The organism is Streptomyces griseochromogenes (assembly GCF_001542625.1).
Classification (GTDB): domain Bacteria; phylum Actinomycetota; class Actinomycetes; order Streptomycetales; family Streptomycetaceae; genus Streptomyces; species Streptomyces griseochromogenes.
In genome coordinates, this window is record NZ_CP016279.1 from 9671664 (window position 1) to 9696010 (window position 24347).

Annotated in this window: 27 protein-coding genes, 1 tRNA gene, 1 pseudogene and 1 riboswitch; of the genes and pseudogenes, 15 read left to right on the forward strand and 14 right to left on the reverse strand. The window is 69.9% G+C overall.

The window, feature by feature from the left end; translation table 11 throughout:
- Nucleotides 1-24 precede the first annotated feature (24 nt).
- Both AVL59_RS42115 and AVL59_RS42120 read left to right on the forward strand, forming a co-directional pair.
- Complete coding sequence (locus AVL59_RS42115; RefSeq protein ID WP_208870653.1) at nt 25-798, forward strand: helix-turn-helix domain-containing protein; 774 nt, start codon at nt 25-27, stop codon at nt 796-798.
- Nucleotides 785-1252 carry an NUDIX hydrolase gene (locus AVL59_RS42120; protein ID WP_067314963.1) on the forward strand — a complete coding sequence of 156 codons (468 nt, stop codon included), beginning with the start codon at nt 785-787 and terminating at the stop codon, nt 1250-1252. Before AVL59_RS42115 ends, AVL59_RS42120 begins: the two co-directional genes overlap by 14 nt.
- Here AVL59_RS42120 and AVL59_RS42125 read toward each other — a convergent pair.
- Nucleotides 1240-1803, reverse strand: coding sequence for an HD domain-containing protein (locus AVL59_RS42125; protein ID WP_067314965.1), 564 nt, complete (start codon nt 1801-1803; stop codon nt 1240-1242). The two genes, AVL59_RS42120 and AVL59_RS42125, sit on opposite strands and share 13 nt — an antisense overlap.
- 821 nt (nt 1804-2624) lie before the next feature.
- On the opposite strand from AVL59_RS42125, the gene AVL59_RS50050 reads away from it, so the two are divergent.
- On the forward strand, nt 2625-2861 hold the full coding sequence (locus tag AVL59_RS50050) for a hypothetical protein (RefSeq protein ID WP_079147255.1): 237 nt from the start codon (nt 2625-2627) through the stop codon (nt 2859-2861).
- A 74-nt stretch (nt 2862-2935) separates the two neighbouring features.
- Here AVL59_RS50050 and AVL59_RS42135 read toward each other — a convergent pair whose 3' ends face one another.
- The 3 genes from AVL59_RS42135 to AVL59_RS42145 all read right to left on the reverse strand — a co-directional run bounded on the left by AVL59_RS42135 (nt 2936) and on the right by AVL59_RS42145 (nt 4674).
- Nucleotides 2936-3172: a chaplin gene (locus tag AVL59_RS42135; protein WP_067314969.1), complete on the reverse strand. Its 237-nt coding sequence runs from the start codon at nt 3170-3172 to the stop codon at nt 2936-2938.
- A 98-nt stretch (nt 3173-3270) separates the two neighbouring features.
- A complete protein-coding gene (locus tag AVL59_RS42140) occupies nt 3271-4095 on the reverse strand; it encodes an inositol monophosphatase family protein (RefSeq protein WP_237281810.1) in 825 nt (274 codons plus the stop codon).
- Nucleotides 4096-4149: 54 nt separating this feature from the next.
- On the reverse strand, nt 4150-4674 hold the full coding sequence (locus AVL59_RS42145) for a GNAT family N-acetyltransferase (RefSeq protein ID WP_067314971.1): 525 nt from the start codon (nt 4672-4674) through the stop codon (nt 4150-4152).
- A gap of 289 nt (nt 4675-4963) precedes the next feature.
- Here AVL59_RS42145 and AVL59_RS42150 point away from each other — a divergent pair, with 289 nt between their 5' ends.
- On the forward strand, nt 4964-5266 hold the full coding sequence (locus AVL59_RS42150; RefSeq protein ID WP_067314973.1) for a hypothetical protein: 303 nt from the start codon (nt 4964-4966) through the stop codon (nt 5264-5266).
- Nucleotides 5267-5335: 69 nt separating this feature from the next.
- Here the strand turns inward: AVL59_RS42150 and AVL59_RS42155 are convergent, their stop codons facing one another.
- Nucleotides 5336-6400 (reverse strand): GlxA family transcriptional regulator, encoded by a 1065-nt coding sequence (locus AVL59_RS42155; RefSeq protein ID WP_067314974.1) that lies wholly within the window; start codon nt 6398-6400, stop codon nt 5336-5338.
- A gap of 163 nt (nt 6401-6563) precedes the next feature.
- Here AVL59_RS42155 and AVL59_RS42160 point away from each other — a divergent pair, with 163 nt between their 5' ends.
- Together AVL59_RS42160 and AVL59_RS42165 are read left to right on the forward strand one after the other, a co-directional pair.
- On the forward strand, nt 6564-7013 hold the full coding sequence (locus tag AVL59_RS42160) for a hypothetical protein (protein ID WP_067314976.1): 450 nt from the start codon (nt 6564-6566) through the stop codon (nt 7011-7013).
- Nucleotides 7014-7072: 59 nt separating this feature from the next.
- On the forward strand, nt 7073-8506 hold the full coding sequence (locus AVL59_RS42165; protein ID WP_099053364.1) for an alginate lyase family protein: 1434 nt from the start codon (nt 7073-7075) through the stop codon (nt 8504-8506).
- Between the two features lie 9 nt (nt 8507-8515).
- Here the strand turns inward: AVL59_RS42165 and AVL59_RS42170 are convergent, their stop codons facing one another.
- Complete coding sequence (locus AVL59_RS42170; protein ID WP_067314978.1) at nt 8516-9877, reverse strand: SGNH/GDSL hydrolase family protein; 1362 nt, start codon at nt 9875-9877, stop codon at nt 8516-8518.
- Between the two features lie 196 nt (nt 9878-10073).
- Between AVL59_RS42170 and AVL59_RS42175 the strand changes: the two genes are divergently transcribed.
- Both AVL59_RS42175 and rdgB read left to right on the forward strand, forming a co-directional pair.
- Complete coding sequence (locus tag AVL59_RS42175; RefSeq protein WP_237281811.1) at nt 10074-11387, forward strand: DUF445 domain-containing protein; 1314 nt, start codon at nt 10074-10076, stop codon at nt 11385-11387.
- A gap of 59 nt (nt 11388-11446) precedes the next feature.
- A complete protein-coding gene (gene rdgB, locus AVL59_RS42180; RefSeq protein ID WP_067314981.1) occupies nt 11447-12049 on the forward strand; it encodes an RdgB/HAM1 family non-canonical purine NTP pyrophosphatase in 603 nt (200 codons plus the stop codon).
- A gap of 51 nt (nt 12050-12100) precedes the next feature.
- Here the strand turns inward: rdgB and AVL59_RS42185 are convergent.
- From AVL59_RS42185 to bcp, 4 genes and pseudogenes are all read right to left on the reverse strand, one after another.
- Nucleotides 12101-12184: transfer RNA gene (locus AVL59_RS42185), tRNA-Leu, on the reverse strand.
- Nucleotides 12184-12649 (reverse strand): annotated as a pseudogene (locus tag AVL59_RS42190) (HNH endonuclease). Before AVL59_RS42190 ends, AVL59_RS42185 begins: the two are co-directional and overlap by 1 nt.
- Entirely contained in the window at nt 12646-13284 is a 639-nt protein-coding gene (locus tag AVL59_RS42195; RefSeq protein WP_067314983.1) for an HNH endonuclease signature motif containing protein, read from the reverse strand. Before AVL59_RS42195 ends, AVL59_RS42190 begins: the two are co-directional and overlap by 4 nt.
- 146 nt (nt 13285-13430) lie before the next feature.
- Nucleotides 13431-13898, reverse strand: a complete 468-nt coding sequence (bcp, locus tag AVL59_RS42200) for a thioredoxin-dependent thiol peroxidase (RefSeq protein ID WP_067314985.1) — start codon at nt 13896-13898, stop codon at nt 13431-13433.
- Nucleotides 13899-13990: 92 nt separating this feature from the next.
- Here bcp and AVL59_RS42205 point away from each other — a divergent pair, with 92 nt between their 5' ends.
- The 3 genes from AVL59_RS42205 (at nt 13991) to sugE (ending at nt 15229) form a co-directional block, all read left to right on the forward strand.
- Nucleotides 13991-14320 carry a DUF3618 domain-containing protein gene (locus AVL59_RS42205; RefSeq protein ID WP_067314987.1) on the forward strand — a complete coding sequence of 110 codons (330 nt, stop codon included), beginning with the start codon at nt 13991-13993 and terminating at the stop codon, nt 14318-14320.
- 122 nt (nt 14321-14442) lie between these two features.
- Nucleotides 14443-14745: a GroES family chaperonin gene (locus AVL59_RS42210; RefSeq protein ID WP_245384167.1), complete on the forward strand. Its 303-nt coding sequence runs from the start codon at nt 14443-14445 to the stop codon at nt 14743-14745.
- A 56-nt stretch (nt 14746-14801) separates the two neighbouring features.
- Nucleotides 14802-14873: riboswitch (guanidine-III (ykkC-III) riboswitch) on the forward strand.
- 35 nt (nt 14874-14908) lie between these two features.
- Nucleotides 14909-15229: a quaternary ammonium compound efflux SMR transporter SugE gene (gene sugE, locus AVL59_RS42215; RefSeq protein ID WP_067314990.1), complete on the forward strand. Its 321-nt coding sequence runs from the start codon at nt 14909-14911 to the stop codon at nt 15227-15229.
- Nucleotides 15230-15243: 14 nt separating this feature from the next.
- Here the strand turns inward: sugE and AVL59_RS42220 are convergent, their stop codons facing one another.
- Nucleotides 15244-17817 (reverse strand): transglycosylase domain-containing protein, encoded by a 2574-nt coding sequence (locus tag AVL59_RS42220; RefSeq protein ID WP_237281961.1) that lies wholly within the window; start codon nt 17815-17817, stop codon nt 15244-15246.
- 1162 nt (nt 17818-18979) lie between these two features.
- Between AVL59_RS42220 and AVL59_RS42225 the strand changes: the two genes are divergently transcribed.
- From AVL59_RS42225 to AVL59_RS42240, 4 genes are read left to right on the forward strand one after another with little or no spacing between them, the layout of a single operon-like run.
- Nucleotides 18980-19780, forward strand: coding sequence for an ABC transporter permease (locus tag AVL59_RS42225; RefSeq protein ID WP_067314992.1), 801 nt, complete (start codon nt 18980-18982; stop codon nt 19778-19780).
- Between the two features lie 49 nt (nt 19781-19829).
- Complete coding sequence (locus tag AVL59_RS42230; RefSeq protein WP_067318425.1) at nt 19830-20594, forward strand: ABC transporter permease; 765 nt, start codon at nt 19830-19832, stop codon at nt 20592-20594.
- Nucleotides 20595-20598: 4 nt separating this feature from the next.
- Nucleotides 20599-21588 carry an ABC transporter ATP-binding protein gene (locus tag AVL59_RS42235; protein ID WP_067314994.1) on the forward strand — a complete coding sequence of 330 codons (990 nt, stop codon included), beginning with the start codon at nt 20599-20601 and terminating at the stop codon, nt 21586-21588.
- A gap of 10 nt (nt 21589-21598) precedes the next feature.
- Nucleotides 21599-22297, forward strand: a complete 699-nt coding sequence (locus AVL59_RS42240) for a DUF1707 SHOCT-like domain-containing protein (RefSeq protein WP_067314996.1) — start codon at nt 21599-21601, stop codon at nt 22295-22297.
- A gap of 332 nt (nt 22298-22629) precedes the next feature.
- Here the strand turns inward: AVL59_RS42240 and AVL59_RS42245 are convergent, their stop codons facing one another.
- The 3 genes from AVL59_RS42245 to AVL59_RS42255 form a co-directional block, all read right to left on the reverse strand.
- On the reverse strand, nt 22630-23031 hold the full coding sequence (locus AVL59_RS42245) for a hypothetical protein (RefSeq protein WP_067314998.1): 402 nt from the start codon (nt 23029-23031) through the stop codon (nt 22630-22632).
- A gap of 127 nt (nt 23032-23158) precedes the next feature.
- The gene (gene rph / locus AVL59_RS42250; protein WP_067315000.1) at nt 23159-23896 is read right to left on the reverse strand and encodes a ribonuclease PH; all 738 of its coding nucleotides are present in this window, start codon (nt 23894-23896) and stop codon (nt 23159-23161) included.
- A 93-nt stretch (nt 23897-23989) separates the two neighbouring features.
- Nucleotides 23990-24223: a PTS sugar transporter subunit IIB gene (locus AVL59_RS42255; RefSeq protein WP_030610403.1), complete on the reverse strand. Its 234-nt coding sequence runs from the start codon at nt 24221-24223 to the stop codon at nt 23990-23992.
- Nucleotides 24224-24347: the final 124 nt, after the last annotated feature.

Consider the following 24347-nt stretch of genomic DNA (forward strand, 5'->3'; position numbering starts at 1 on the left):
CAGCGCACCGCTTCCATGGCTGCTGTGAACGACCGACTGCACTCTGTGCTCGCGCAGCGCGGTGTCTCGCCCGAATCGCTCGCGGAAGTGTGCGAGGTGGATCCCAAGACGGTGAGCCGGTGGCTGGGCGGGCGGATTCCGCATGCTCGGCATCGCTTCCGTGTCGCGCGCCACCTGCGCGTGGAAGAGACCTTCCTATGGCCAGCATCGCCTCGACGATCCGGCCGGTCGCGTGACGGGTTAGGCACCGAGCTGGTCGGCACCTATCAGAACCGAGCCAGCGTGCCGCGGGACGTCTGGCTCTCGCTGCTGCGAGAGGCTCAGCACGAGATCAGCGTCCTCGTCTTCTCCGGCACCTTCTTCGCGCAGTCCAACCCGCATGTTGCCAAGATGCTCTCCGAGCGTGCTGCCGAGGGCATCCGGGTACGCCTGTGCTTCGGTGACCCAGACGGTCAGGCAGTCGCAATCCGAGGCCGTGAAGAGGGTATCGGCGACACCCTGGCCGCCAAGATCCGGGCCTCGCTGACGTACTACCACCCCTTGCTGGGTGAGGCCGGATGCGCCGTACGGCTCCACGACACCACGCTCTACACGTCCATGTTCCGCTACGACGACAACCTTCTGATCAATCCGCACATCTGGGGACAACCTGCCAGCGCCAACCCTCTGCTCCACCTCAAGAGGGCTGGCGGTATCGGGTGGTTCGACAACTACGCTGAGAGCTTCGACTCCGTCTGGGCCGCTGCGCGGCCATGGACGCCCGATCAGGAGAGGACCGCCCCCTATGGGCAGGACTGAGTACTACAACGACCCGGCTGCCCCGAAGGCGAACACCCTCATCCCGGCCAGCAACCTGCTCGTCGTCGACGAGACCGGAGCCATCCTCCTCCAGCGCCGCCGCGACACCGGCCAGTGGGCGCTTCCCGGCGGCGCCCAGGACATCGGCGAGACCGCGGCCGAGTGCGCGGTACGCGAGTGCCTGGAGGAGACCGGCATCATGGCCGAGATCACCGGATTCCTCGGCGTCTACACCAACCCGAACCACATCGTCGCCTACACCGATGGCGAGATCCGCCAGCAGTACGAGAACACCTACATCGGCCGCCCCATCGGCGGAGCCCCCACGATCAACGACGAGGCCGACGGCGTCCGCTTCGTCCAGCCGACCGACCTCGACCAGTACGACATCCACCCGAGCATGCGCCAGCAGATCGGGGACTACCTGGCCGGCACCTACCCTTACCTCGGCTGAGCCGCCAGCGCCGTCTCGATCCTCTCTACGGAGGAGAAGATTTCCGGCGCCGCGCGGCGGATGAATCGGCCGACCACGCTGTCCACGCTATAGCGGCCGACGATCTCCGCGATCCGCTCCTGCATACTGGTCCGGCCGCCGTCAGGCGTCGTCGTCATGTCGCAGTACACGAGGGCATCCACCAGCAGAGGCTCCTCCAGCAAGGGGAACTCCGACGCCAACTCGTCCCGCAGACCACGCTCCTCGGCCTCCAACAGGGCAAAGGAGTGGTTCGCGACCAGCCGCACGAGCCGCTCGTCGGCCCCGTGCTCGTCACGAAGAAACCTTGCCCCGTCCAGCGGGTGGAACCCCGTCACGGCCAGCCGAGGCGCGTACCCGACGTCATGCAGCGTGGCAGCGGCGATGAGCAGGCCAGCGCCTTCGCCAAAGAGCCCGCTGACTTCGATTGCACGCTCGGCCACGCCTTGCGTATGCGCCCACCTTCGTGGAAGCGCAGCGCTGAGCTCGGTTTCCGCTACCTGCGTCGCCCACTCAGCAATCAGATCGGCCATGCCGGACTTCCTGCCCCCCAAAGTGCCCCGAGCCCACGCTGGGCTTCCCGCCGCTCAGACGTACACCGGCTACGACCAAGCATCGTCGTCGCTGCCGAAGCCGAGTCCTCCCTGACATTGTTGATCTGGCCGCTGTCGTCGACTCCGCTGCCGAGAGGCTAGTTCAGGCGCTGACGTCTCGCTCGGGTTCTACCTTGAACGACCCTCGGCCTATCACTCGCGGTGGTGACGTGTTCTCCGAGTAGATCGAAGTCTGAACTTACCCTTTCTATCTGGTAGTTACCGAAGGAGATCGACCGTACCCAAAGCCCGGCTCGAATTGGACCAGACGTATACCCTGCTTGCTGAGGTTGAGGCCTTCCGTGCTTTCGTGACCGAAGAGCCGATGCCGGATGGCTTCAACATGCGCCGGCACCTGACCTTCCGCGATAGCACGGCGACGGGGATGACCACCGGCCCGATGGCACGCAGATGAATTGAGAACGGATCCAGGACCCGGGCATGGACAAGTATTTCGCGCGGCGGGATCTCGCTCTGGAGAGTGCCGTTCCATTCCGCGCCTATCGCATGTGAGTCAGAGAGGAGCCGCCTCGAGGACTGTCCTGCTCCGCTCCGTTCGTCGACTCGGCCGAAACGGCATTGGACTAGCCGTTGGCTAGGACGTACCAGGCGAGGGCAGTCGGGAATGAGTTTCGGTTCGTGGCCGTGGCGGCATTCCGAGACGCGCTCGTCGGATCGTCCGACTAGTCCATCGGCGCGTCCGCCAGAGCATGCGCGGCCACGAACTGGGAAGTCATGCCGCGACACGATCGGAGGCAGTCATGGCAGGTTTTCTCGACCGGGCCAAGGAGCAGGCCCAGAGTGCCCTGAACCAGGGCAAGCAGAAGGTGGACGAGCTGCAGCAGCAGCGCGCTGGTAATGATCTGCTGAAGCAGCTCGGTGCGGCGTACTACGCCGAGCAGCGTGGGAGTGGGTCGGTGCAGGCCACTCAGGACGCGCTGACCGCTTTGGAGGCTCACATCGCCGCTCATGGGGACGGATTCCTGCGCGGAGCTTGAGACAACAAACGCCCGGCCGTACTCACGCGGTCCGGCACGCGGCGGGGTGCCGCGTGCCGGACCGGCGGACAGTCCTATTCGTTCACGCAGAGGTTGCCGGCCGCGGGGTTGAGAAGCCCGACGACATTGATGGTGTTGCCGCACACGTTGACCGGCACGTGTACGGGCGCCTGAACCACGTTGCCGCTCAGGACTCCCGGAGAGTACGCGGCAACGCCTTCGGCTCCGGCGTCGGCGGCTGCCGCGCCTGCGCATCCGAGGATTGCGGTGGCAGCGAGAGCGGCGGCGGCCAGAGTGATACGTCCACGCATGGTGTTCTCCTTCTTATGGAGGGCAATCGCTCTCGATAGCTCTCCCGGCATTCGGTAGAAAAACGCCGGTACAGGAGCGGTCTGGGCAAACCACACGTTCAGTTGGATGTGATCGTGCGCCAGAGTTCTGCCATCTCCTCCGCCACCCCGGGAGCCGACAGCAGCAGCGGTTCGTCGTAAGCAGGTACCCGCGGGAGCGCCACCGCTCCCGCCTCCGTGGCGATCAGGTACGCCGGGAGGCCGTCCACCGCGTGGAATTCGCCGATGGCCGCGACGGTGGCCCGGCCTGCGGCTACCTGGGCCAGGGAGAGGGCCGTCGAGCCCATCACCCTTGCCGTGCAGTGGCGGGCGGACAGGGCGGCCAAGAGGGCGTCCAGGCCCGGCCAGTGGGCGTGGGCCGCCCATTCCGTGAGGAAGGCGTGGCCCGTGAGGGTGGTGTGAGTGGCTGCGCGGATGGGAGTGCCGTTCAGGTGGGCGCCCCTTCCCCGGATCGCCGTGAAGGTCTCGCCTCGCCAGGGGTCGGCCACCAGACCGAGCAAGGGGGTGCCGTCGGGGGCCGCCAGGCCCAGGGAGAATGAGCACCAGCCGATGCCGTGGGCGTAGTTCGTCGTGCCGTCCACCGGGTCCACCACCCAGTACGGGGCGTTCGGAGTCGCCGGCTCGTGGGTGCCGTACTCCTCGCCCTCGATGCCGTGGGTCGGGAAGGCCGTCCGCAGGACCGAGCGGACGTGTGCCTCGATCGTCTCGTCCGTCTGCGTGACGATGTCCGCCGGGCTCGCCTTCTCTCGTACCTCGCCGCCAGGCGGGCGGCGGATCGCCTCCGACGCCCAGGCGGCCAGGTCGGTCGCGACCGTCAGGGCTCGGTCGAGGTCCAGGTCGTCGTCGTTCAGGTCCTGGTCGGGATGCGGGTCGCGGTCGTTCACAGGGCTTTACCGCCGGTCTGATCGGGGACGGTCCTCAGGGCCGAGGGGTCGAAGCTACTCGCCCTCGGCCCGTACAGCCTTCTCCATGAGCGTGAACGACTTGGGTGTGCCGCCTGGCTGTGGCTTGCCCTCCTTGTGACCGGCGACCCGATAGCCGGCGTTCAGGTAGTACGTGTTCAGGCGGGTGTTGCCGGCCAGGCAGTCCAGGCGTGCCGACGTCCGGCCCGCCGCGGCCACGCGGCGCTCCGCGGCTCGCAGGAGCAGACGGCCCGTACCGGGCGGGGCACTGCCGTGGTTCACCATCAGGCGGTGGATGTAACCGGCCACCGCCGGCTGCGGTCCCCACGCGTCCTCGTCCTCCCACCACAGCTCCCAGGCTCCGGCGAGTCGGCCCCCGGCCTCCGCGAGCCAGACCTCTCCGCTCTTCATGATCCGGCGGAAGTGGTCCTCGTCCAGCTCGCCCGGCTCCCACTGGCCGGTGATGCCCCGCGCCAGCATCCAGCGGGCGGCCGCGTCGCGCAGGTGAACGAGAGAGGCGACGTCGGCATCTTCAGCGAGGCGGAGATGTATGTCGTTCACGATGCGATCTTCACATGGGGGGCGAGTTGGGCTCTCGGCCGATCTTGGAGTGGAGAGGGACACGGGGATTGCCGTATGGGTGGGTGCCAGGTGTCACCCGCGGGTGTCCACGGCCAGGTGTCCGCGGGCTGCGGGCGTTCATGAGATGCGGGCGGACTCCCTCCGGGCCTGAAAGCTGAGGCACCTCGACTCAAGTTTGAAGTGTCCGGCCGCATGCCGGTTAGCCTCGGCGCAGACAAAGGCACAGCAAGCGGAACAGACACAGGCACAGATACACGAGGAGGCACTCATGGCCAGGGTTCCCAGCGCGGTGGTCGCCGCGACCGGGCTCGTCGGTGGGTACGGCGTCGCCCGCTGGACCAAGAAGCGGCAGCTCGGCGGGGCCGTCCTGGCCGTCGCGGGGGCCGCCGCCGCGCAGCAGTGGCGCAAGCAGGCGGGCGGGAAGGCCGCCGGTGCACTGAGCGCCGCGTACGTCGCCGCGTTCGCCGGGTCCCACCCGCTGGCAAAGAAGGTCGGCGCCTGGCCGTCCGTCCTCGGCGTCGCGGGCGCCGTGGCCCTCGCTTCCTGGGCCGTCGCCGACCGCAGGGGCTGAGCCGAGCCACCGCGGCGGCTGACCCGGACGATCGCGGCGGCCGGCCTCCGGCGAAGAAACGACGCCGAGTCAGCCGACCGCCGGCGGCGAACCGTTCGCCGGTGACCAGTCGTTCGCCGATGCCGAGCCGTTCGCCGGTGACCAGTCGTTCGCCGATGCCGAGCCGTTCGTCGATGTCGAGCCGTTCGTCGAGCGGAACGACCTCCGATACGCCTGCGGGCTCGTCCCCACCACCCGGCGGAAACGCTCCCTGAAGGCCGTCGGCGAGCCGAAACCCGCCTGTGCGGCGATCCGCTCCACGGGGTACGGCGTCGTCTCCAGCAGGTACTGCGCCCGCCGCACCCGCGCCCGGTGCAGCCACTGCAGCGGTGTCGTGCCGGTCTGCTCGCGGAAGCGGCGGTTGAGGGTGCGGCTGCTCATGCGGGCCTGAGCCGCGATCTCGTCCAGGGTGAGCTCGCGGTCGCAGTGGTCCTCCAGCCAGGCCAGAAGGGGCTCCAGGGTGGCGCCTGCGGGCGCCGGGGGCAGGTCGTGGACGATGAACTGGGCCTGCCCGCCCTCCCGTTCCAGCGGCATCACGGACATCCGGGCCGCGTGCGCGGCGACCGCCGAGCCGTGGTCCTTGCGGATCATGTGCAGGCACATGTCCATGGCCGCGGCGGCGCCCGCCGAGGTGAGGAACTGGCCGTTGTCGACGTAGAGGACGTTCGGGTCGACGGTGATCGCCGGGAACTTCGCCGCGAGATCCGCGGCCGCGCGCCAGTGCGTCGTCGCCCGCCGGCCGTCCAGCAGACCCGTGGCCGCGAACACGAACGCGCCCACACAGATCGACGCGATGCGCGTGCCGTTCGCCGCCGCCGCGCGCACCGCCTCCGCGACGCCCGGCGGCAGCTGCGCGGCCGGGTCGGCGACGCCCGGGAGGATGATCGTGTCCGCTTCCGCCAGCGCCGCCAGGCCGTGCGGCGCCCGCACCGCGAAGACACCCGCGCCCGCGCTCACCTCCCCGGCCGGGGAGCAGACCCGCACCCGGTAGGCGGGACGGCCGTCGGGCAGCCGCGCCCAGCCGAACGTGTCGATCGGGACGGAGAGATCGAACGGGATCACCTGGTCCAGCGCCAGGACGGCGACAGCGTGCATGGCAGGAACCTAGCCCTACGACGGATTGTCGCCAAGCCGGTCAGGGCGGCTCTTCTCCTCCGGCCCCCTGAGAGGCTCTTTGAGAAGCGGGCTGGCGAGAATCCGTCACTCACTGGCAATCCCGCCACTTCCCCAAGATCCGCACCGCGCCTAACGTCCGTGCGTGACCAAGTTCCTCCTCGCCGTCCACGTCCTCGCCGCGATCGTCGCCATCGGGCCCGTCACCGTCGCCGCCAGCATGTTCCCACCCGCCGCCCGCCGGGCCCTGGCCGCCCCGGACGACACACGTGCCACGCAGACGCTCCAGCTGCTGCACCGGATCTGCCGGATCTACGCCGTCGTCGGCGTCGTCGTCCCGGTCTTCGGGTTCGCCACCGCGAGCGACATGGGCGTGCTCGGCAGCGCCTGGCTGATCGTGTCCATCGCGCTCACGGCCCTGGCCGCCCTCGTGCTCGCCGCGCTGGTGCTGCCGGCCCAGACCGCACTGGTGGAGGGCGCGGGCTCGCGTGAGAAGACGGTGCGGCTGGCCATGTTCACCGGGGTGTTCAACCTGCTGTGGGCGGCCGTGACGATCCTGATGATCGTGCGGCCGGGGTCGACCACCGGAGCCTGAGCCCGCCACCGGAGCCCGAGTTTCTGTTATCGGCGGCCGTATCCGTGCGTCTCCGGGGCATGCACGTGACACCTCAGCCCCTCAGCCGCCGGAGCCTGATCAAGGCCGCGGGTGTGGCGAGCGCGACAACGGCCCTCGCCACGACACCAGCCGCCGCCGACGCCGCCTTCACCCACCCCGGCCTCCTGCACACCCGTACCGACCTCGACCGCATGGCGGCCAAGGTGAGGGCGGGCGCCGCGCCCTGGAGCGCCGGATACGCGAAGCTCACCGCCAACCGGCACGCGCAGAGCGGCTGGCGGCCCGATCCGCGGACGACCGTGTACCGGGGCGCGGGCAGCCCGCAGAACTACGCGATCCTCTACAACGACCTGCACGCCGCCTACCAGAACGCGCTGCGCCATCACGTCAGCGGGGAGGGCGCCCACGCCGATACGGCCGTGGCGATCCTCAACGGCTGGTCGCGCACGCTCACCTCCCTCGCCGGGTCCGCCGACCGGTTCCTCGCGGCGGGCCTGTACGGCTACCAGTTCGCCAACGCCGCCGAACTCGTCCGCGACCACCCGGACTTCGACCTGCCCGCCGCAAAAAGGGTCCTCCTGAACGTCTTCTCCGCGCTCAGCGAGTCCTTCCTCGCCCGGCACAACAACGCCGTCGTCACCAACTACTGGCCCAACTGGGACCTGTGCGCCCTCGCCTGCGTCCTGGCCACCGGCATCTTCTGCGACGACCGGCGCCGGGTCGACCAGGCCGTCGCGTACTTCGAGCACGGCTCCGGCCTCGGCTCCGTCCGGCACGCCATCCCGGTCGTGCACGACGACGGGCTCGCCGAGTGGCTGGAGGCCGGCCGCGACCAGGGGCACGCCCTGCTGGGCGTCGGCCTCATGGGCACAGTCTGCGAGATGGCCTGGAACCAGGGCATCGACCTCTACGGCTACGACGACAACCGCTTCCTCAAAGGCGCCCAGTACGTGGCCAGGTGGAGCCTCGGGGAGTCCGTGCCGTACACCCCGAACACCCGGAGGAAGGGTGCCGTCGGCGGCTGGTCCGGCAGCGAGACCGCCACGGCGGCCGCCGTCGTCGACCCGGCCATGACCCGGCCGATCTGGGCGATGATCGCCAACCACTACACCGAGCGGCGCGGCCTGTCCGCCTCCTACCTCACCCGCATCGCCGCGAAGGCCGCGCCCGAGGGCGGCGGAGGTGACTACGGCCCCGACAGCGGCGGCTACGACCAGCTCGGCTTCGGCACCCTTGCCTTCACCCGCGACCGGACCCCCCGCTCCTCCCAGAACCCGGCCGCCGGCTCCGACCCGCGCCCGCGGACGGCACGCTCGCAGACGGCGTCCCCGGCCTCCGGGACGTCCACGGACCTCGCCGCGACCGGCAGCGCGGACGTCCTCGGCTGGACGGCCGCGGCGGGCGTCACCGCCGTGGCCGGAGGGCTGTTGCTGCTCCGGCGGCGCGGACGGGCCCGGCCCCCGGCGCGGTGACGGCGGCCCTTACAGCTCCGCCTGCCCCGCGCCCTTCAGCGCACCCAGGTCGAAGACCTCGCCCATCCTGGCGAAGCCCAGGTCGCTGGGGTGCAGATGGTCACCGGAGTCGTAGTCGGGGCGCAGCCGTCGGGGGTCGTACGGGTCCTTGAGGGCCCTGTCGAAGTCGACGACGGTGTCGTACACCCGGCCGGACCGGATCTCGGCGTTGACCTGCCGGCGTACCGCCTCCCGGGCCGGGGTGTAGCCGCGGTGGCCCTTGAAGGGCATGAGGGTCGCGCCGACGACCTTCAGGCCGCGGGCATGGGCCTGGCGGACCAGGGCGCGCAGACCGTCGGTGATCCGGTTCGGGTCGGCGAGCTTCGGGTTGCGCAGGATGTCGTTGACGCCGAGGTCGATGACGACGACCTTCACGTTGGTCCGGGAGAGCACGTCGCGGCCGAAGCGGCCGAGGCCGCTCTGGTTCTCGGCCGGGCGGCCCAGGCCGTCGGCGAGGACCTGATTGCCGCTGATGCCCTCGTTGACGATGCCGTAGCGGGGCAGGTCGTCGCCGCTCTCGACCGCCGAGCGCAGACGGCCGGCGAGGACGTCGGGCCAGCGGTGGTTGGCGCCGACGGTGGAGGTGATGCCGTCGGTGATGGAGTCCCCGAAGACGACGACGGTGCCGGTGGCCTCGTTGCTCAGCACGTCGAGGGCCGTCAGATAGCGCCAGTAGGGGGTCTGTTCGGTGTACGGGGTGCCGGTCGCGTCCTCGGTGCGGTCGCCCTCGGCGACGTACGACACCTGGCGCGCGTGCGGGTGGTAGGTGACCGGGCCGGACGGGGTGGGCGAGTAGGTGGTGACCAGGACGTCCGAGTCGTGCGGGACGGTGACGGGGACGGCGTCGCTGAGCACCTGGCCGCCGGGCGGTATGACCACGCTGGTGACGCCGCCGAAGGTGAGGCGCCGCATCGTTTCCGCATCGGCCGCGGCGGTGCCGTCGCCGGCCGAGACAGCGAGCGAGGCGTGCGTGATGGTCAGCGGCGACTGGCCGTAGAGGTTGGACAGCGTGACACGGGCGCTCGTGCCCCCCGTGCTCGCGTGCACGATGTTGCGCACGGAACGGCCGGCCATACCGCCGGCCTCGGTGCCCGGCTCGCCCCCCACGGGCGCCGTGGACCAGGCACCGACCCAGGTGCCGGTCGAGGCGGGAGCCGCCGAGGAGCCGTGGTGCGGGCGGTTGTCGGCGGTGGTGCGGGGCGTGCCGTCGTCGGCCGCCACCATGACGTAGATCACGGCGGACAGAGCCACGACCAGGGCGACCAGCCCGCTCAGGACCGCACTGTGCCTTACGGGGGACGCCCCCGCACCCCCGCCACGACGCTTGGCCATGCTTCTGTTGTTCTCCTCGGGAATTGGGAGCCCGAGGCTCCGATCAGCAGAGCTCATGATGCGGCATGGGCTCGGAAGACCTGACAGGGCCCTGCCCAAAACTCCCTTCCGGACAGACGCCGGGAACTCCTGTTCCGTTCCGGGAGTCGGTCAGGAAGGGACAATTGTGTGCGGGATCACCGAACGGGTGGAGCTGATGGAACGTACGGAGACCGAAACACCGAGCCGGACCACGTCGTACCGGACCATGACCGCCTTCACCCCGGCCGACGAGGAGCGGCGGCGCGGGGTACGGCGGATGAAGCTCACGGCGACCGGAATGCTGCTGTTCGTGGCTGTCGTCTACGTACTGGCCAAGTGGGGATCGCACCAGGGCGCGGGAGCCTGGACCGGATATGTGGCCGCCGCCGCGGAAGCCGGCATGGTCGGCGCACTGGCCGACTGGTTCGCCGTCACCGCGCTGTTCCGGCATCCCCTCGGCCTGCCGATCCCCCACACCGCCATCATCCCGACCAAGAAGGACCAGCTGGGCATCTCCCTCGGCGAGTTCGTCGGCGAGAACTTCCTCTCCGAGGACGTCGTACGGCAGCGGCTGCGCGCCGTCGGCATCGGCAGCCGGCTGGGCGCCTGGCTGGCCGAACCCGAGCACGCCGACCGCGTCACGGCCGAACTGGCCACCGCGCTCAGAGGCGCCCTGACCGTGCTGCGCGACTCCGACGTCCAGGCGGTCGTCACGGAGGCGATCACCCGGCGGGCCAACGCCCAGGAGATCGCACCCGGCATCGGCAAGATGCTGGAGAAGATCGTCGCGGACGGCGGACACAAACGGATGGTCGACCTGGTGGTGGCCCGCGCCCACGACTGGCTCGTGCTGCACCACGCCGACGTCATGGTCGCCGTCGAGGGCGGCGCACCCGGCTGGACCCCCCGGTTCGTGGACAAGAGGGTCGGCGAGCGCGTCTACAAGGAGCTGCTGCGCTTCGCCACCGAGATGCGCGACATGCCCACCCACCCCGCACGCGGCGCCCTCGACCGCTTCCTCACCGACTTCGCCTCCGACCTCCAGTCCGACACCGACACCCGCACGCGGGTGGAGCGGCTCAAGGGCGAAGTGCTGGACCGCGGAGAGGTGCAGGACCTGATCGCGTCCGCGTGGACGGCAGTACGCTCCATGATCGTCGCCGCGGCCGATGACGAACACAGCCAGCTGCGGATGCGGGTACGGGCCGCCCTACTGTCCCTCGGCACACGGATGGCGACCGAGCCGAAGGTCCAGGAGAAGGTCGACAGCTGGGTCGAGGGCGTGGCCGTGCACATCGTGACCACCTACCGCAAGGAGATCACCTCCCTGATCACCGACACCGTGGCCGGCTGGGACGCCGAGCACACCACCCGCAAGATCGAGGCGCACATCGGCCGCGACCTGCAGTTCATCCGGATCAACGGCACGGTGGTGGGCTCGCTGGCCGGCCTGCTGATCTACGTCGTGTCACGGACGCTCGGGGCCTGACCCGGCGGGGCGCGAGGGCCGAGGCCGCGGGGGCGGGTCCGCCGGGGATACTGGCCCCCATGACCCGCTTGATCCTCGCCACCCGCAACGCCGGAAAGATCACCGAGCTGAGGGCCATCCTCGCCGAGGCCGGACTCCCCCACGAACTCGTCGGCGCGGACGCCTACCCCGACGTCCCCGACGTCAAGGAAACGGGCGTGACGTTCGCGGAGAACGCCTTGCTGAAGGCCCACGCCCTGGCCCGGGCCACCGGCCTGCCCGCCGTCGCCGACGACTCCGGTCTCTGCGTGGACGTCCTGAACGGCGCCCCCGGCATCTTCTCGGCCCGCTGGGCGGGCAAGCACGGAGACGACCGGGCCAACCTGGAGCTGCTGCTGGCCCAGCTGTCCGACATCGCGGAGGAACACCGGGGCGCCCACTTCGCGTGCGCGGCGGCGCTCGCCCTGCCGGACGGGAGGGAGCGGGTGGTCGAGGGGCAGCTGCGGGGTGTCCTGCGGCATGCGCCGGTGGGCACGAACGGGTTCGGGTACGACCCGATTCTCCAGCCGGACGGCGAGACGCGGACGTGTGCCGAGCTGAGCCCCGAGGAGAAGAACGCGATCAGCCATCGGGGGAAGGCGTTTCGGGCGTTGGTGCCGGTGGTGCGGGAGTTGTTGGGCTGAAGGCACAGAAACGGCCTGCGAATCACACTTACGATTCGCAGGCCGTTCAAGTGCGGCGGAAGGGATTCGAACCCTCAAGCCCGGTCAGGGGCCACAGATCCTAAGTCTGCTGCGTCGCCATTGCGCCACCGCCGCTAGCCGCCTGCCATCGTACCGGGAGTCGCTGGCTGCCTTCTGCCTCCCCTGCACCAGGTGCTAGTGATCGCGTGGCAGTTGGGGCACAGCAACCGCAGGTTCTCGCGCCGGTCATCGCTCCCATCCCCGTTGACGTGGTCGACCTCCAGCGTCATGGGCTTGCCGAGCCACTCCGGCTCGACCCCACAATCTGCGCACCGTTCCGGTACTCCCACGTCCCGGAGAGCACGACGCAGCAGCGCGGTGTCCGTTCGGCGCTTGCCCTCGTGACGGACCAGGATGTCCTCAGGGCCTTTCGCGTTGTGGCTCCGCTTACCGCGCCGGTGCCCCTGCCCGCTTCATGAGATATCGCCGGAGGTTGGCGTACGACCGCACACCCAGAAAGGCGATGGCCTCGTCAACGTCGGAGCACTGTGCGGCAGCTTCTTCCAGCCGCTCGCGGGTGTACTGCACACCGCTGCTCATCGGGCACCCCTGCCACGCCCCCGGTAAGTGTCCGTTACAGAATGGCAGTTGGGGCAGAGGAAGCGCAGGTTGTCGATGCGGTTGTCCCGCCAGTTGCCGTCGATGTGATCGACCTCCAGCGGCAGCGGCTTCCCCCGCCACACCGCCTCGATTCCACACAGGGCACAGCACTCTTCCAGGCCCTGGGCGAGCAGCGCTTGCTTGAGACGATCGCTCGGGACTCGCCGGGCCTGAGTGTCCCGCAGCTCGACGAGCACGGCTTCTGCCGTCCGACGAGGCCTGGCGTCGACACCTCGCGGTGGCACCTGGAAGTGCGAAGTATCGATCCCATACGCCTTGATCCGCCGACTGATTTGCGTGTGGTGACCGCCCACGACCTCCAGCCCGAGCCGCCGCAGTACCTCGCACATGTTCGTGGAGGCGGCCACCGCCTGCTCAAGGATTTCCCGTGTCCACCTCACCCCCTCCCGCTCGAAGTGCGACACATCCACTCCCAGCTTCCTCATCCGCCCGAGCACGTACCGCCGCGTCGAGCTCTTCGGGTCCACCCCTAACCGCTCCAACGCCTCCGACAGCGTCCGCGCCCCGCGAGCCGCCTCCTCCAGCCGCTCCTTGGTGTACGCACTGGCCCCCATCGAGTCCCCCTCCGTTCCGGCTGCGCATTCGCAGCTCGCACGGAGTAACTAACCGTTTATCGGACAGTCACGCCCGGAATGGAAACAGCCCGCGCCGGGGCATCCCGGCGCGGGCTGTTCAGCAGGAGGAAATTGCCCTCAGGGACTCAGATCCCCAGGTCCTTGATGATCTTGGCTACGTGGCCCGTCGCGCGGACGTTGTACAGGGCCCGTTCGACCTTGCCCTCCTCGTCCACGACGACCGTGGAGCGGATGACGCCCATGTACGTCTTGCCGTAGTTCTTCTTCTCGCCGAAGGCGCCGTAGGCGTCGAGGACCTTCTTGTCGGGGTCGGCGAGGAGGGTGACCTTCAGGGACTCCTGCTCGCGGAACTTGGCCAGCTTCTCCGGCTTGTCGGGAGAGATGCCGATGACGTCGTAGCCGGCGCCGGCCAGGAGGGAGAGGTTGTCCGTGAAGTCGCAGGCCTGCTTGGTGCAGCCGGGGGTCAGGGCCGCGGGGTAGAAGTAGACGATGACCTTGCGGCCCTTGTGGGAGGAAAGGGACACCTCGTTGCCGTCGGCATCCGGGAGGGTGAAGGCGGGGGCCACGTCCCCGGGCTGGAGTCGCTCGCTCATCGGTCCAGCGTAACGGGGGGCGTTGCGGCGCGGCGGGGGGTGGAGCTGACAGACTGTCCAGGACAGCATCAGGAGACTTCGGAGGCCGTACGGTGGCGGACACGTCGGACACCAGAACCCCGGCGCAGATCGAGGCGGACATCAAGCGCCGCCGTGACGTGCTGGCCGAGACGCTCGACGAGATCGGGGTGCGGGTGCATCCGAAGACGATCGTCGGGGATGCCAAGGCCAAGGTCGTCGCCAATGTCGATCACACGGTCGGGCGGGCTTATGTCCAGGTCAATCGGGTGGTGAGTGAGGTGCGGGCGCAGTTCGTGGACGAGGAGGGCGCGCCCAGGCTGGAGCGGGTCGTCCCTGTCGCGCTTGTCGTCGTGGGTGTGGTGGGGCTGCTCGCCCTCGGGTCACGGCGGCGCAAGAGCTGACAAGGCGGAGTCGAGCGGGTGGTCCTGGGTCGTACGGGCGGGTCCGAGGCAGGTAGGTTCGAGGCGTGAGCGCCAACAGAAACCAGCAGAGCAACCCTCAGCACGACAAGCTGCCCATTCGGATGCTGCATGACCGGGTGCTGGTCAAGCAGGACACGGGTGAGGGCGAGCGGCGGTCGGGCGGCGGCATCCTGATTCCCGCGACCGCGGCGGTCGGGCGGCGGCTGGCCTGGGCCGAGGTCGTCGCGGTCGGGCAGAACGTGCGGACGGTGGAGCCCGGCGACCGTGTTCTGTTCGACCCGGAGGACCGTGCCGAGGTCGAGGTGCGGGGCGTGGCGTATGTGCTCATGCGGGAGCGCGATCTGCACGCGGTGGCCGCGGACCGGTTCGAGGGCGGCGAGGACTCCACCGGCCTGTACCTCTGATTCGGTCGATTCGATGGCCGATGGGGGCTGGTGACTGTTGTCACCAGCCCCTTTTGTCGTCCCTTTGCTATGTTCGAAGGAGCCCGACGAGACGCGCCGTACCGGGATGCAGGCAAAGACGACGCACCGAAGAAGAGTCGTTCTCGTCTCGGAGGTGTTTGTCGTGGCCTGGGTGCTGCTTGTGGTCGCCGGTCTGCTGGAAGTGGGCTGGTCGATCGGGATGAAGTACACCGACGGATTCACCCGGCTCGTGCCCAGTGTGCTCACCGGTGCCGGGATCGTCGCCAGCATGGTGTTGCTGTCGTACGCCGCGAAGTCCCTGCCGATCGGTACGGCGTACGGCGTGTGGGTGGGGATCGGGGCGGCCGGGGCGGCGGTGCTCGGCATGGTGGTGCTGGGTGAGCCGGTCACCGCCGCCCGGATTTTCTTCGTCTGTCTGCTGCTGGTCGCCGTGGTGGGGCTGAAGGCGACCAGCGGTCACTGAAGGTCGCTAGCCGGTCACTGTGGTTGGCCCGCTGTGACGCCGCCGTCCGTGGTGCCGACGTCGGTTCCGCCGTCGGTGGTCGTGCCGCCCCCGTCGGTACCGCCTGGTGCGCCGCCGCCGGTGGTCGTGCCACCGCCGTCGGTACCACCGGGTGTGCCGCCGCCCGTGGTGGTGGTGCCGCCGCCGTCGGTGGTCGCACCGCCGTTCGTCGTGGGGGTACCGCCGGTCGTGCCGCCGTTGGTGGGGGTGCCGGTGGTGTCACCGCCGGTCGTGCCGTGGGTCGGCTTGCCGCCGTCCGTGGGGGTGCCGGTGGTGCCGCCGTTGTCCTGGGTTCCGGTGGTGCCGGGTGTGGACGGGGCCTGCGAGGGGGGAGCCTGGACGTCGGCGCCCTGCTGGAGTTCTAGGTCGAAGTCGGAGACCGGCTTGCCCTTGAGTGCGTTGCGGGTGAACTGGGCCCAGATCTCGGTGGGTGCGCCGCCGCCGTTGATGCGGGGCAGGCCCAGTGCGCCGTAGAGCGGTTTGTGGCCGGCGGTGACCGGGTCCTGGCCCATGACGGAGACGACGGTGGCGAGTTCGGGGGTGTAGCCGGCGAACCAGGCCGCGGTGTCCTCCTCGGCGGTGCCGGTCTTGCCCGCGGCGGGGCGGCCGGCCTCCTGTGCCGCGGTGGCGGTGCCGTTGTCGACCACGCTCTGCAGGACGGAGGTGGTGGTGTCGGCGGCCTCGCGGCTGACGGCCTGCTTGACCGGCTCGTCGGGCAGCTTGACCTGTTCGGTGCCCTCCTTGGTGATCTTCTCGATCATCGTGTACGTGCCGTGCCTGCCGTGGTTGGCGAGGGTCGCGTACGCCTCGGCCATGTCGAGGACGCTGGCGGTGGCGGTGCCGAGGGCGATGGACGGGTAGGGCTGGAGGTCCTTGGTGTCGGAGGGGATGCCGAGGTCGACGGCGGTCTGCTTGACCTTGGCGGGGCCGACGTCGACGGCCATCTGGGCGTACACGGTGTTGACCGACAGGTCGGTGGCCTTGCGGACGGTGATGTCGCCGTAGGACTTGGAGTCCTCGTTCTCGGGGGCGTAGGGGCCGCCGCTCCAGCCTTGTACGGGGCGCTTGTTGGTGCCGTCGTAGTAGGTGTTGGGGCTGACGGTCTGGCCGTCCTGGGTGGTCGAGCCGTTCTGGACCGCGGAGGTGAAGACGAACGGCTTGAAGGTGGAGCCGACCTGGAAGTCACCGCGGGTGGCACCGTTGGTGTACTGCTTCACGTAGTCGATGCCGCCGTACATGGCGACGACCTTGCCGGTCTTGGGGTCGACGGAGGCTCCGCCGGCGCGGACGTTGTTGTCGACCTTGTTGTTCTTCTTGTCCAGCTTGGACATCAGCCGGTCGTTCACGGCCTTGACGAAGGCGTTCTGCTTGTCCTTCTGGAAGGTCGTGGTGATGCGGTAGCCGCCCAGGGCCAGCTTGTCGGGGTCGATGATGTTGTTGGTGGTCAGGTAGTGCTTGACCGCCTCGACGAGGTAGCCGCGCTGGCCGGACAGGCCGGTGGAGACGGTCTGTTCCTTCGGCATGGGGAACTTCATGCCGGTGCGCTTGGCCTCGCTGAGCCAGCCCTTCTTGACCATGCCGTCCAGGACGTAGTTCCAGCGGGCGAGGGCCGCGGACTTGTTCTCGGGGTGGGCGACGACGTCGTACTCGCTCGGGGCGTTGACGAGGGCGGCGAGGTAGGCGGCGCGGGCCGGGTCGAGGTCGGTGGCGTCCCTGCCGTAGTAGGCCTGGGCCGCGGCCTGGATGCCGTAGGCGTTGCGGCCGAAGTAGCTGGTGTTGAGGTAGCCCTCGAGGATCTGGTCCTTCGACTTGTTCTGGTCCAGCTTGATCGAGATGAAGAATTCCTTGGCCTTGCGGGTGATCGTCTGTTCCTGGGCCAGGTAGTAGTTCTTCACGTACTGCTGGGTGATGGTGGAGCCGGACTGCTTGCCCTTGCCGGTGGCGGTGTTCCAGCCGGCGCGGAGCATGGCCTTGGGGTCGACGGCGGACTCGGTGTAGAAGTCGCGGTCCTCGGCGGCCAGGACGGCGTGCTGGGCGTCCTTGGAGATCTGGGCGAGGCTGACGCTCTCGCGGTTGATCTTGCCGTCGCGGGCGAGCTGGGAGCCGTCGGCGTAGAGGTAGACGTTGCTCTGCTTGGTGGCGAGGGCGTTGGCCGGCGGGATCTTCACGAGCGAGTAGCCGAGGAAGAAGAGGCCGACGATCAGCAGGACGCCGATCACGAAGGTGCCGAGCACCATGCGCCAGGTGGGGATGAGCCGGCGCCAGCCGGTCCGCTTGGGCCGCTTGGGCTTCTTGCCGCCCTTGCCTCCGCCTCCGTCGCCGCCGCTGGCCGCGAGGGCGGCGGGTGCGTCGGCGGGGCCGGCTTCGGGGGTGCGGTTGGTGGGGGCGGCGCCCGGGGTGGCGCGGCCGGTGGAACCGGTGCCCGAAGGGGTGGAGCCGGTGCCGGGGTTGGCGCGGCTGGTGGAGCCGGTGCCCGAAGTGGTGCGGTCGGTGGGGGCCGTGCCCGGGGTGGCGCGGCCGGCAGCGGCAGCGGCACCCGCACCCGCCATACCGGCCTGGGCTGCCTTGGCGGCGCCGCCGGCCGCGGCGGCCTGGGCGCCCTTGGCCGCTCCGCTCGCCTTGCCGGACTGGGTCGGCCGGGACGGCGGCTGGGCCGGGCCGGCCTGCTGCGGGGCCTTGACGCGGCGGAGGACCTGGGTGCTCTCGGGCGCCGGGGCGTCCTTGGCCGTCTGCGGGGTGGCGGCCGCCTTGGCGGTGTCCGCCTTCGGGGTCGCGGGCGCCTCGTCCGGCTTGATGCGACGGAGGACCTGGGTGCTCTCGGGCGCCGGGGCGTCCTTGGCCGTCTGCGGGGTGGCGGCCGCCTTGGCGGTGTCCGCCTTCGGGGTCGCGGGCGCCTCGTCCGGCTTGATGCGACGGAGAATCTGGGTGCTCTCGGACGCCGGGGGCTGCTCGGACTCCTGAGGCTTGGCGCTCCCCTGGGACTCCCTGGACCGCTGAGGTCCGACGGAGCCCTTGGGCTTCCCGGAGACCGGGGAGTCGTCGGACCGCTGAGGTGCCGCCGGGCCCTGAGGCTTCCCGGACTTCTGGGCCGGCGTTTCCGGGCGCTTGGGCCGCTGGGACGCCTCGGCCGCCGGGGGGCTCTCATCCGAGTGGCCGTCCGTGCCGGTCCGTCCCGCACGGCTCGCCTGAGCGGCCAGCGCCGCCCGACGTGCCCGCGCCGCCTGCACCGAACCGGTGCCCGTACCACTACCGGCACCGGCACCGGCACCGGCACCGGGAAGCGTCTGGTCCCCGGACGTCCGGTCCGACCGGGCAGCGGAACCCTCCCGGTCCTGATCCCGGCCCCGGCCCTCGCCCCGACCGTCCTGGTCGTCCCGGGAACCCCCTCGGCCCTCGGTCACGTCCTCGCGGTTGCTCGGGCCCCCCTGCTCTCCGGGCCCTTCAGCCGGCAGCGGTTCTTTCGGCGCTCCGCCTTCGTTCTGCTGCGGCTGCGGCTCGTCGCTCATGTCGTGCACGGACTCCTGTTTCGCGTCGTACGTTTCCCGTACGCCTCGTACGCCTTCTGCGCCCCCTGTTTGAAGACTCTCGCACCTGGCGTTCCGTTCCCGGTTCCGGTCACGCTTCCGGCACGGAAAATGCGTGGCCGGCTGCCGGGCCTCCGGACTAGGCTCCTGCGCTTCGGTGTCGAGCGGTCCAGGGAGGTCGACTGCTGTGGGCGCGGGACGGTTGTACGTGGCCGTCGCAGCGGGCGGATTCAGACGGTACGCGACGTATCGGGCGGCGACTGCGGCAGGGGTGTTCACCAACACGGCCTTCGGGCTGATTCTCGTGTACACGTATCGCGCGCTCTGGGACGAGAAACCACACCTCGGGGGGTACGACCAGGCGCAGATGCTGACGTATGTGTGGCTCGGTCAGGCGCTCTTGTCGACGCTCGCGATCGGGGGCGGCGGCGTCGAGGACGAGTTGATGGAACGCATCCGTACGGGGGACGTGGCGATCGACCTGTACCGGCCCGCCGATCTTCAGCTGTGGTGGCTCGCCGCCGATCTCGGCCGGGCCTTCTTCCAGCTGCTGGGGCGGGGGGTGATCCCGTTCGCCTTCGGCGCCCTGTGTTTTCCGGTGTACCTGCCCAGGGACGCGGGCACCTGGGCGGCCTTCTTCATCGCGGTGCTGCTGGCGATGGTGGTCGGCTTCGGGATCCGTTTCCTGGTGGTGCTGAGCACGTTCTGGCTGCTGGACGGCACGGGTGTGTCTCAGATGGTGTGGCTGCTCGGGTTCTTCTGCTCGGGGATGCTGCTGCCGCTGAACGTCTTCCCGGGCGCACTCGGCGAGATCGTACGGGTCCTGCCGTGGTCCTCGCTGCTGCAGGCGCCGGCGGACATTCTGCTGGGGCACGCGGATCCGCTGGGTACCTATCTGTTCCAGGCGGCGTGGGCGGCGGCGCTGCTGGGCGTGGGCCGGCTGGTGCAGTCGGCGGCGACGCGGCGGGTGGTGGTCCAAGGTGGGTGAGGGCAGCAGGCTGGTGGCGGGCGCGCGGACCTATTGGCTGATCGCGGGCATGTGGGTGCGGTCCACGATGGCTTATCGGGCGTCCTTCGTGATGACCACGTTCGGGAACTTCGCGGCGACCTTCTTCGACTTCGTCACGATCATGCTGATGTTCTCGCGGGTGGACGCGCTCGGTGGCTATTCGCTGCCGGAGGTGGCGTTCCTGTACGGGCTGTCCGGCGTGTCCTTCGGGCTGGCCGATCTGGTGATCGGGTCGATGGAGCGGCTGGGGCGGCGGGTGCGGGACGGCACGCTGGACACGCTGCTGGTGCGGCCGGCGCCGGTGCTGGCGCAGGTGGCGGCCGACCGGTTCGCGCTGAGGCGGCTGGGCCGGGTGACGCAGGGGCTGCTGGTGCTGGGCTGGTCGCTGACCCGTGTCGAGATCGACTGGACGGCGGCGCGGCTGCTGCTGATGCCGGTGATGGTGGCGAGCGGGTTCGGGATCTTCTGCGCGGTGTTCGTGGCGGGGGCGGCGTTCCAGTTCCTCGCGCAGGACGCCTCGGAGGTGCAGAACGCGTTCACGTACGGCGGTACGACCTTGTTGCAGTATCCGCCGACGGTGTTCGCGAAGGAGCTGGTGCGCGGGGTGACGTTCGTGCTGCCGCTGGCCTTCGTGAACTGGCTGCCGGCGACCTACGTGCTGGGCCGGCCGTATCCGCTGGGTCTGCCGGGCTGGGTCGCGTTCGCGTCGCCGCTGGTGGCGGTGGCGTGCTGTGCGCTGGCCGGGCTGGCGTGGCGGGCGGGACTTCGTTCGTATCGGAGCACAGGGAGCTAGCGGGATGCCGGACAGTGACGTCATGGAACCGGACGGTGCCTTCATCGCCCTGGAGAAGGTCGAGAAGGTCTTCGAGGTACGCAAGAAGGCCGGGTTCCTCAAACGGGAGCGGCGGCAGGTGCGGGCGGTGGACTCGATCTCGTTCACCGTGGCGCGCGGTGAGATGGTCGGCTACATCGGGCCGAACGGTGCCGGGAAGTCGACGACGATCAAGATGCTGACCGGCATCCTGACGCCGAGCGCGGGCCGGCTGCGGGTGGCGGGGATCGATCCCTCGCGGCAGCGGACGCGGCTGGCGCATCGCATCGGTGTGGTGTTCGGGCAGCGGACGACGCTGTGGTGGGACCTGCCGCTGATCGACTCCTACCGGCTGGCGCACCGCATGTACCGGATCCCGGACGCCCGGTTCCGGGAGAATCTGGACCGGTGTGTGGAACTCCTGGAGCTGGGCGATCTGTTGGACGTGCCGGTGCGGCAGCTGTCGCTGGGGCAGCGGATGCGCGGGGACATCGCGGCGGCGCTGCTGCACGATCCGGAGGTGCTGTACCTGGACGAGCCGACGATCGGTCTGGATGTGGTGTCCAAGGCGAAGGTGCGGGGTTTCCTGAAGGAGTTGAACGCCGCGCGCGGGACGACGGTGCTGCTGACGACGCACGATCTGCAGGACATCGAGCAGTTGTGCTCGCGGGTGATGGTGATCGACCACGGACGGCTGATGTACGACGGTGCGCTGGCGGGGCTGCACGAGGCCGGGGAGAGCGAGCGGACGCTGGTGGTGGATCTGGAGCGGGAGCTGCCGCCGATCGAGGTGCCGTCCTGCCGGGTGGTGCGGGTGGAAGGGCCGCGGCAGTGGCTGGCGTTCGCGGCGGGGCAGTCGGCGGCGCCGCTGGTGGCGTCGATCGCGGCCGAGTATCCGCTGGTGGATCTGTCGGTGCGGGAGCCGGACATCGAGGCCGTCATCGCGAAGATGTACGCCGGGAAGGCCGTCTCGTAGGCTTTCCGTCATGAGCGACGACGCAGTCCCGGAACTCCGCGCATCCGACGCCGACCGCGAACGGGTCGCCGAGGTGCTGCGGGACGCCCTTGCCGAGGGACGCCTGGACATGGGGGAGTTCGAGGAGCGGCTGGAGGCGGCGTACAAGGCGCGTACGTACGCCGAGCTGGCGCCGATCACCCGTGATCTGCCCGCGTCCGGGGCGGTGGCGCCCCCTCCCGTGTCCTTCGCCAAGGAGCCGGTGGACGGCGGTGGTTGGGCGAACCGGATCGTCGGCGGCGGGGAGTCGCCGCAGATCGCGCTCGCGGTCATGTCCGGGTTCGAGCGCAAGGGCCGCTGGAAGGTGCACAAGCGGTTCAATTGCCTCGCCTTCTGGGGCGGTGGTGAGCTGGATCTACGCGAGGCGGACTTCGCGGCCCGCGAGGTCGAGATCAACTGTGTGGCGATCATGGGCGGGGTGCAGGTGATCGTGCCGCCGGGCGTCGAGGTCGTGGTGCGCGGGATCGGCATCATGGGCGGCTTCGAGCATCCCAAGGGCGACGAGCGGCCCGATCCGGGGGCGCCACGGGTGGTGATCGGCGGGTTCGCGTTCTGGGGCGGGGTCGGTGTGGCACGCAAGATCACGCGGGCCGAGCAGCAGCGGCTGAAGGAGCAGCGCCGGCAGGAGAAGCTGGAGCGCAAGGAGCGGCGCAGGCTGAAGGGGTGGTGAGTCCGGGGGTGGCGGCCGAGGTCCCTGGGGCTCCGCCCCAGACCCCGGCCTGTGCCCACCCACCGCCCGACTCGGTCGGCCGAAAAGGTGCCGCCAGGCCTCCACTCGCTCAGCCGAGAACGCACCGCAGCCCTCCAGCCGGCCGGCCGAGAAGCCCCCGTCGACCCTCCACTCGGTCCGCCGAGAAGACCCCGTCGGCCCTAGAAGACGCCGTCAACTCCCCACTCGGTCCGCCAAGAAGACCCTGTCGGCCCTCCACTCGGTCGGCCGAGAAGGCCCCGTCGGTCCTCCGCTCGGTTCGGTGAGAAGGTGCCGCAGGGCCCCCGTTGCCGCTACGGCGTGCAGACCTTGGTCAGTTGGCCTGCGGCGTCGGTGACGGGGCTGAGGTCGGGGGTCTTGTCGCCGTTCTTGAGGGCGGTGCGGACGTTTCCGACGGCCTTGTCCAGGCTGTCGACCGCCTTGTTGACGTCGGCGTTGTCGGTCTTGTCGCCGATCTTCTTCAGGTCCTTCTCGATGGAGTCGAGGGAGGCGTCGGCCTGGGTGGGGTCTTTCGCCGCGTTCTCCACGGCCTGCTGGAGGTCGGTGACGCTGTCGGCGATGGAGTCGGCGGTCTGCACGCAGTCCAGGGCCTTGTTGACGGCGTCGCAGCCGGTGGTGAGGCCCGCGGTGAGCGCGACGGTCGCGACGGCGGCGGCGACGGCGGCGAGGCGGCCTCGGCGTCGGGTGGCGGCCATGGTGATGTGTTCCCTCCCCTTGATACGGCTGACCGGGCGCACGGTGATGGGCCGTGCGCCCGTATCCAAGGACGCCGGGGAGGGGGCGGGGGTTGCCCGCGCGAACCCTCGGGCTTTGGCCTTCCCTTTACTTTTCGAGGGTGCGGGCCAGCGCGGCCTGCTGAATCCCGGTCAGCTCGGTGCAGCCGGTGACGGCGAGGTCGAGCAGGGCGTTGAGTTCCTCGCGGGCGAAGGGCTGGGCCTCGGCGGTGCCCTGGACCTCGACGAAGCGGCCGTCGCCGGTGCAGACCACGTTCATGTCGGTCTCCGCGCGCACGTCCTCCTCGTAGCAGAGGTCGAGGAGGGGGACGCCGCCGACGATGCCGACCGAGACCGCGCTGACGGTTCCGGTCAGCGGCTGGCGGCCGGCCTTGACCAGCTTCTTGCCCTGGGCCCAGGCGACCGCGTCGGCGAGGGCGACGTAGGCGCCGGTGATGGCGGCGGTGCGGGTGCCGCCGTCGGCCTGGAGGACGTCGCAGTCGAGGACGATGGTGTTCTCGCCGAGCGCCTTGTAGTCGATGACGGCGCGCAGGGAGCGGCCGATGAGCCGGGAGATCTCGTGGGTACGGCCGCCGATCTTGCCCTTGACGGACTCTCGGTCGCCGCGGGTGTTCGTGGCGCGGGGCAGCATGGAGTACTCCGCGGTGACCCAGCCCTCGCCGCTGCCCTTGCGCCAGCGCGGGACTCCTTCGGTGACGGAGGCGGTGCAGAAGACCTTGGTGTCGCCGAAGGAGACGAGGACGGAGCCCTCGGCGTGCTTGCTCCAGCCGCGTTCGATGGTGACCGGGCGGAGCTGTTCGGGGGTGCGGCCGTCGATTCGAGACATGGCGCTGAGCCTATCCGGAGTGACGGAAGGGGCCCCTCCCCGGTGGGAAGAGCACCGGTGGGAAGGGCCCCTTTCGCCGTGAACCCGGTGGGTTCACATCATGTCTTCGATCTCCGCGGCGATCGGGTCGGCGTCGGTGCCGATGACGACCTGGATGGCGGTACCCATCTTGACGACGCCGTGGGCGCCGGCGGCCTTCAGGGCGGCCTCGTCGACCAGCGAGGCGTCGGACACCTCGGTGCGGAGCCGGGTGATGCAGCCCTCGATCTCCTCGATGTTGTCGATACCGCCGAGGCCGGCGACGATCTTCTCAGCCTTGCTGGCCATGTTCCTTCTCCCTGATCCGAACCGCTTTGTCGCAGTAACCCACAGTTGGCCCATCTTTGCGAGCGGTCATGCCGTGCGTGCCGAATGATGGCGATCACGACAGCGGAACCGTCCGCCGACTGGT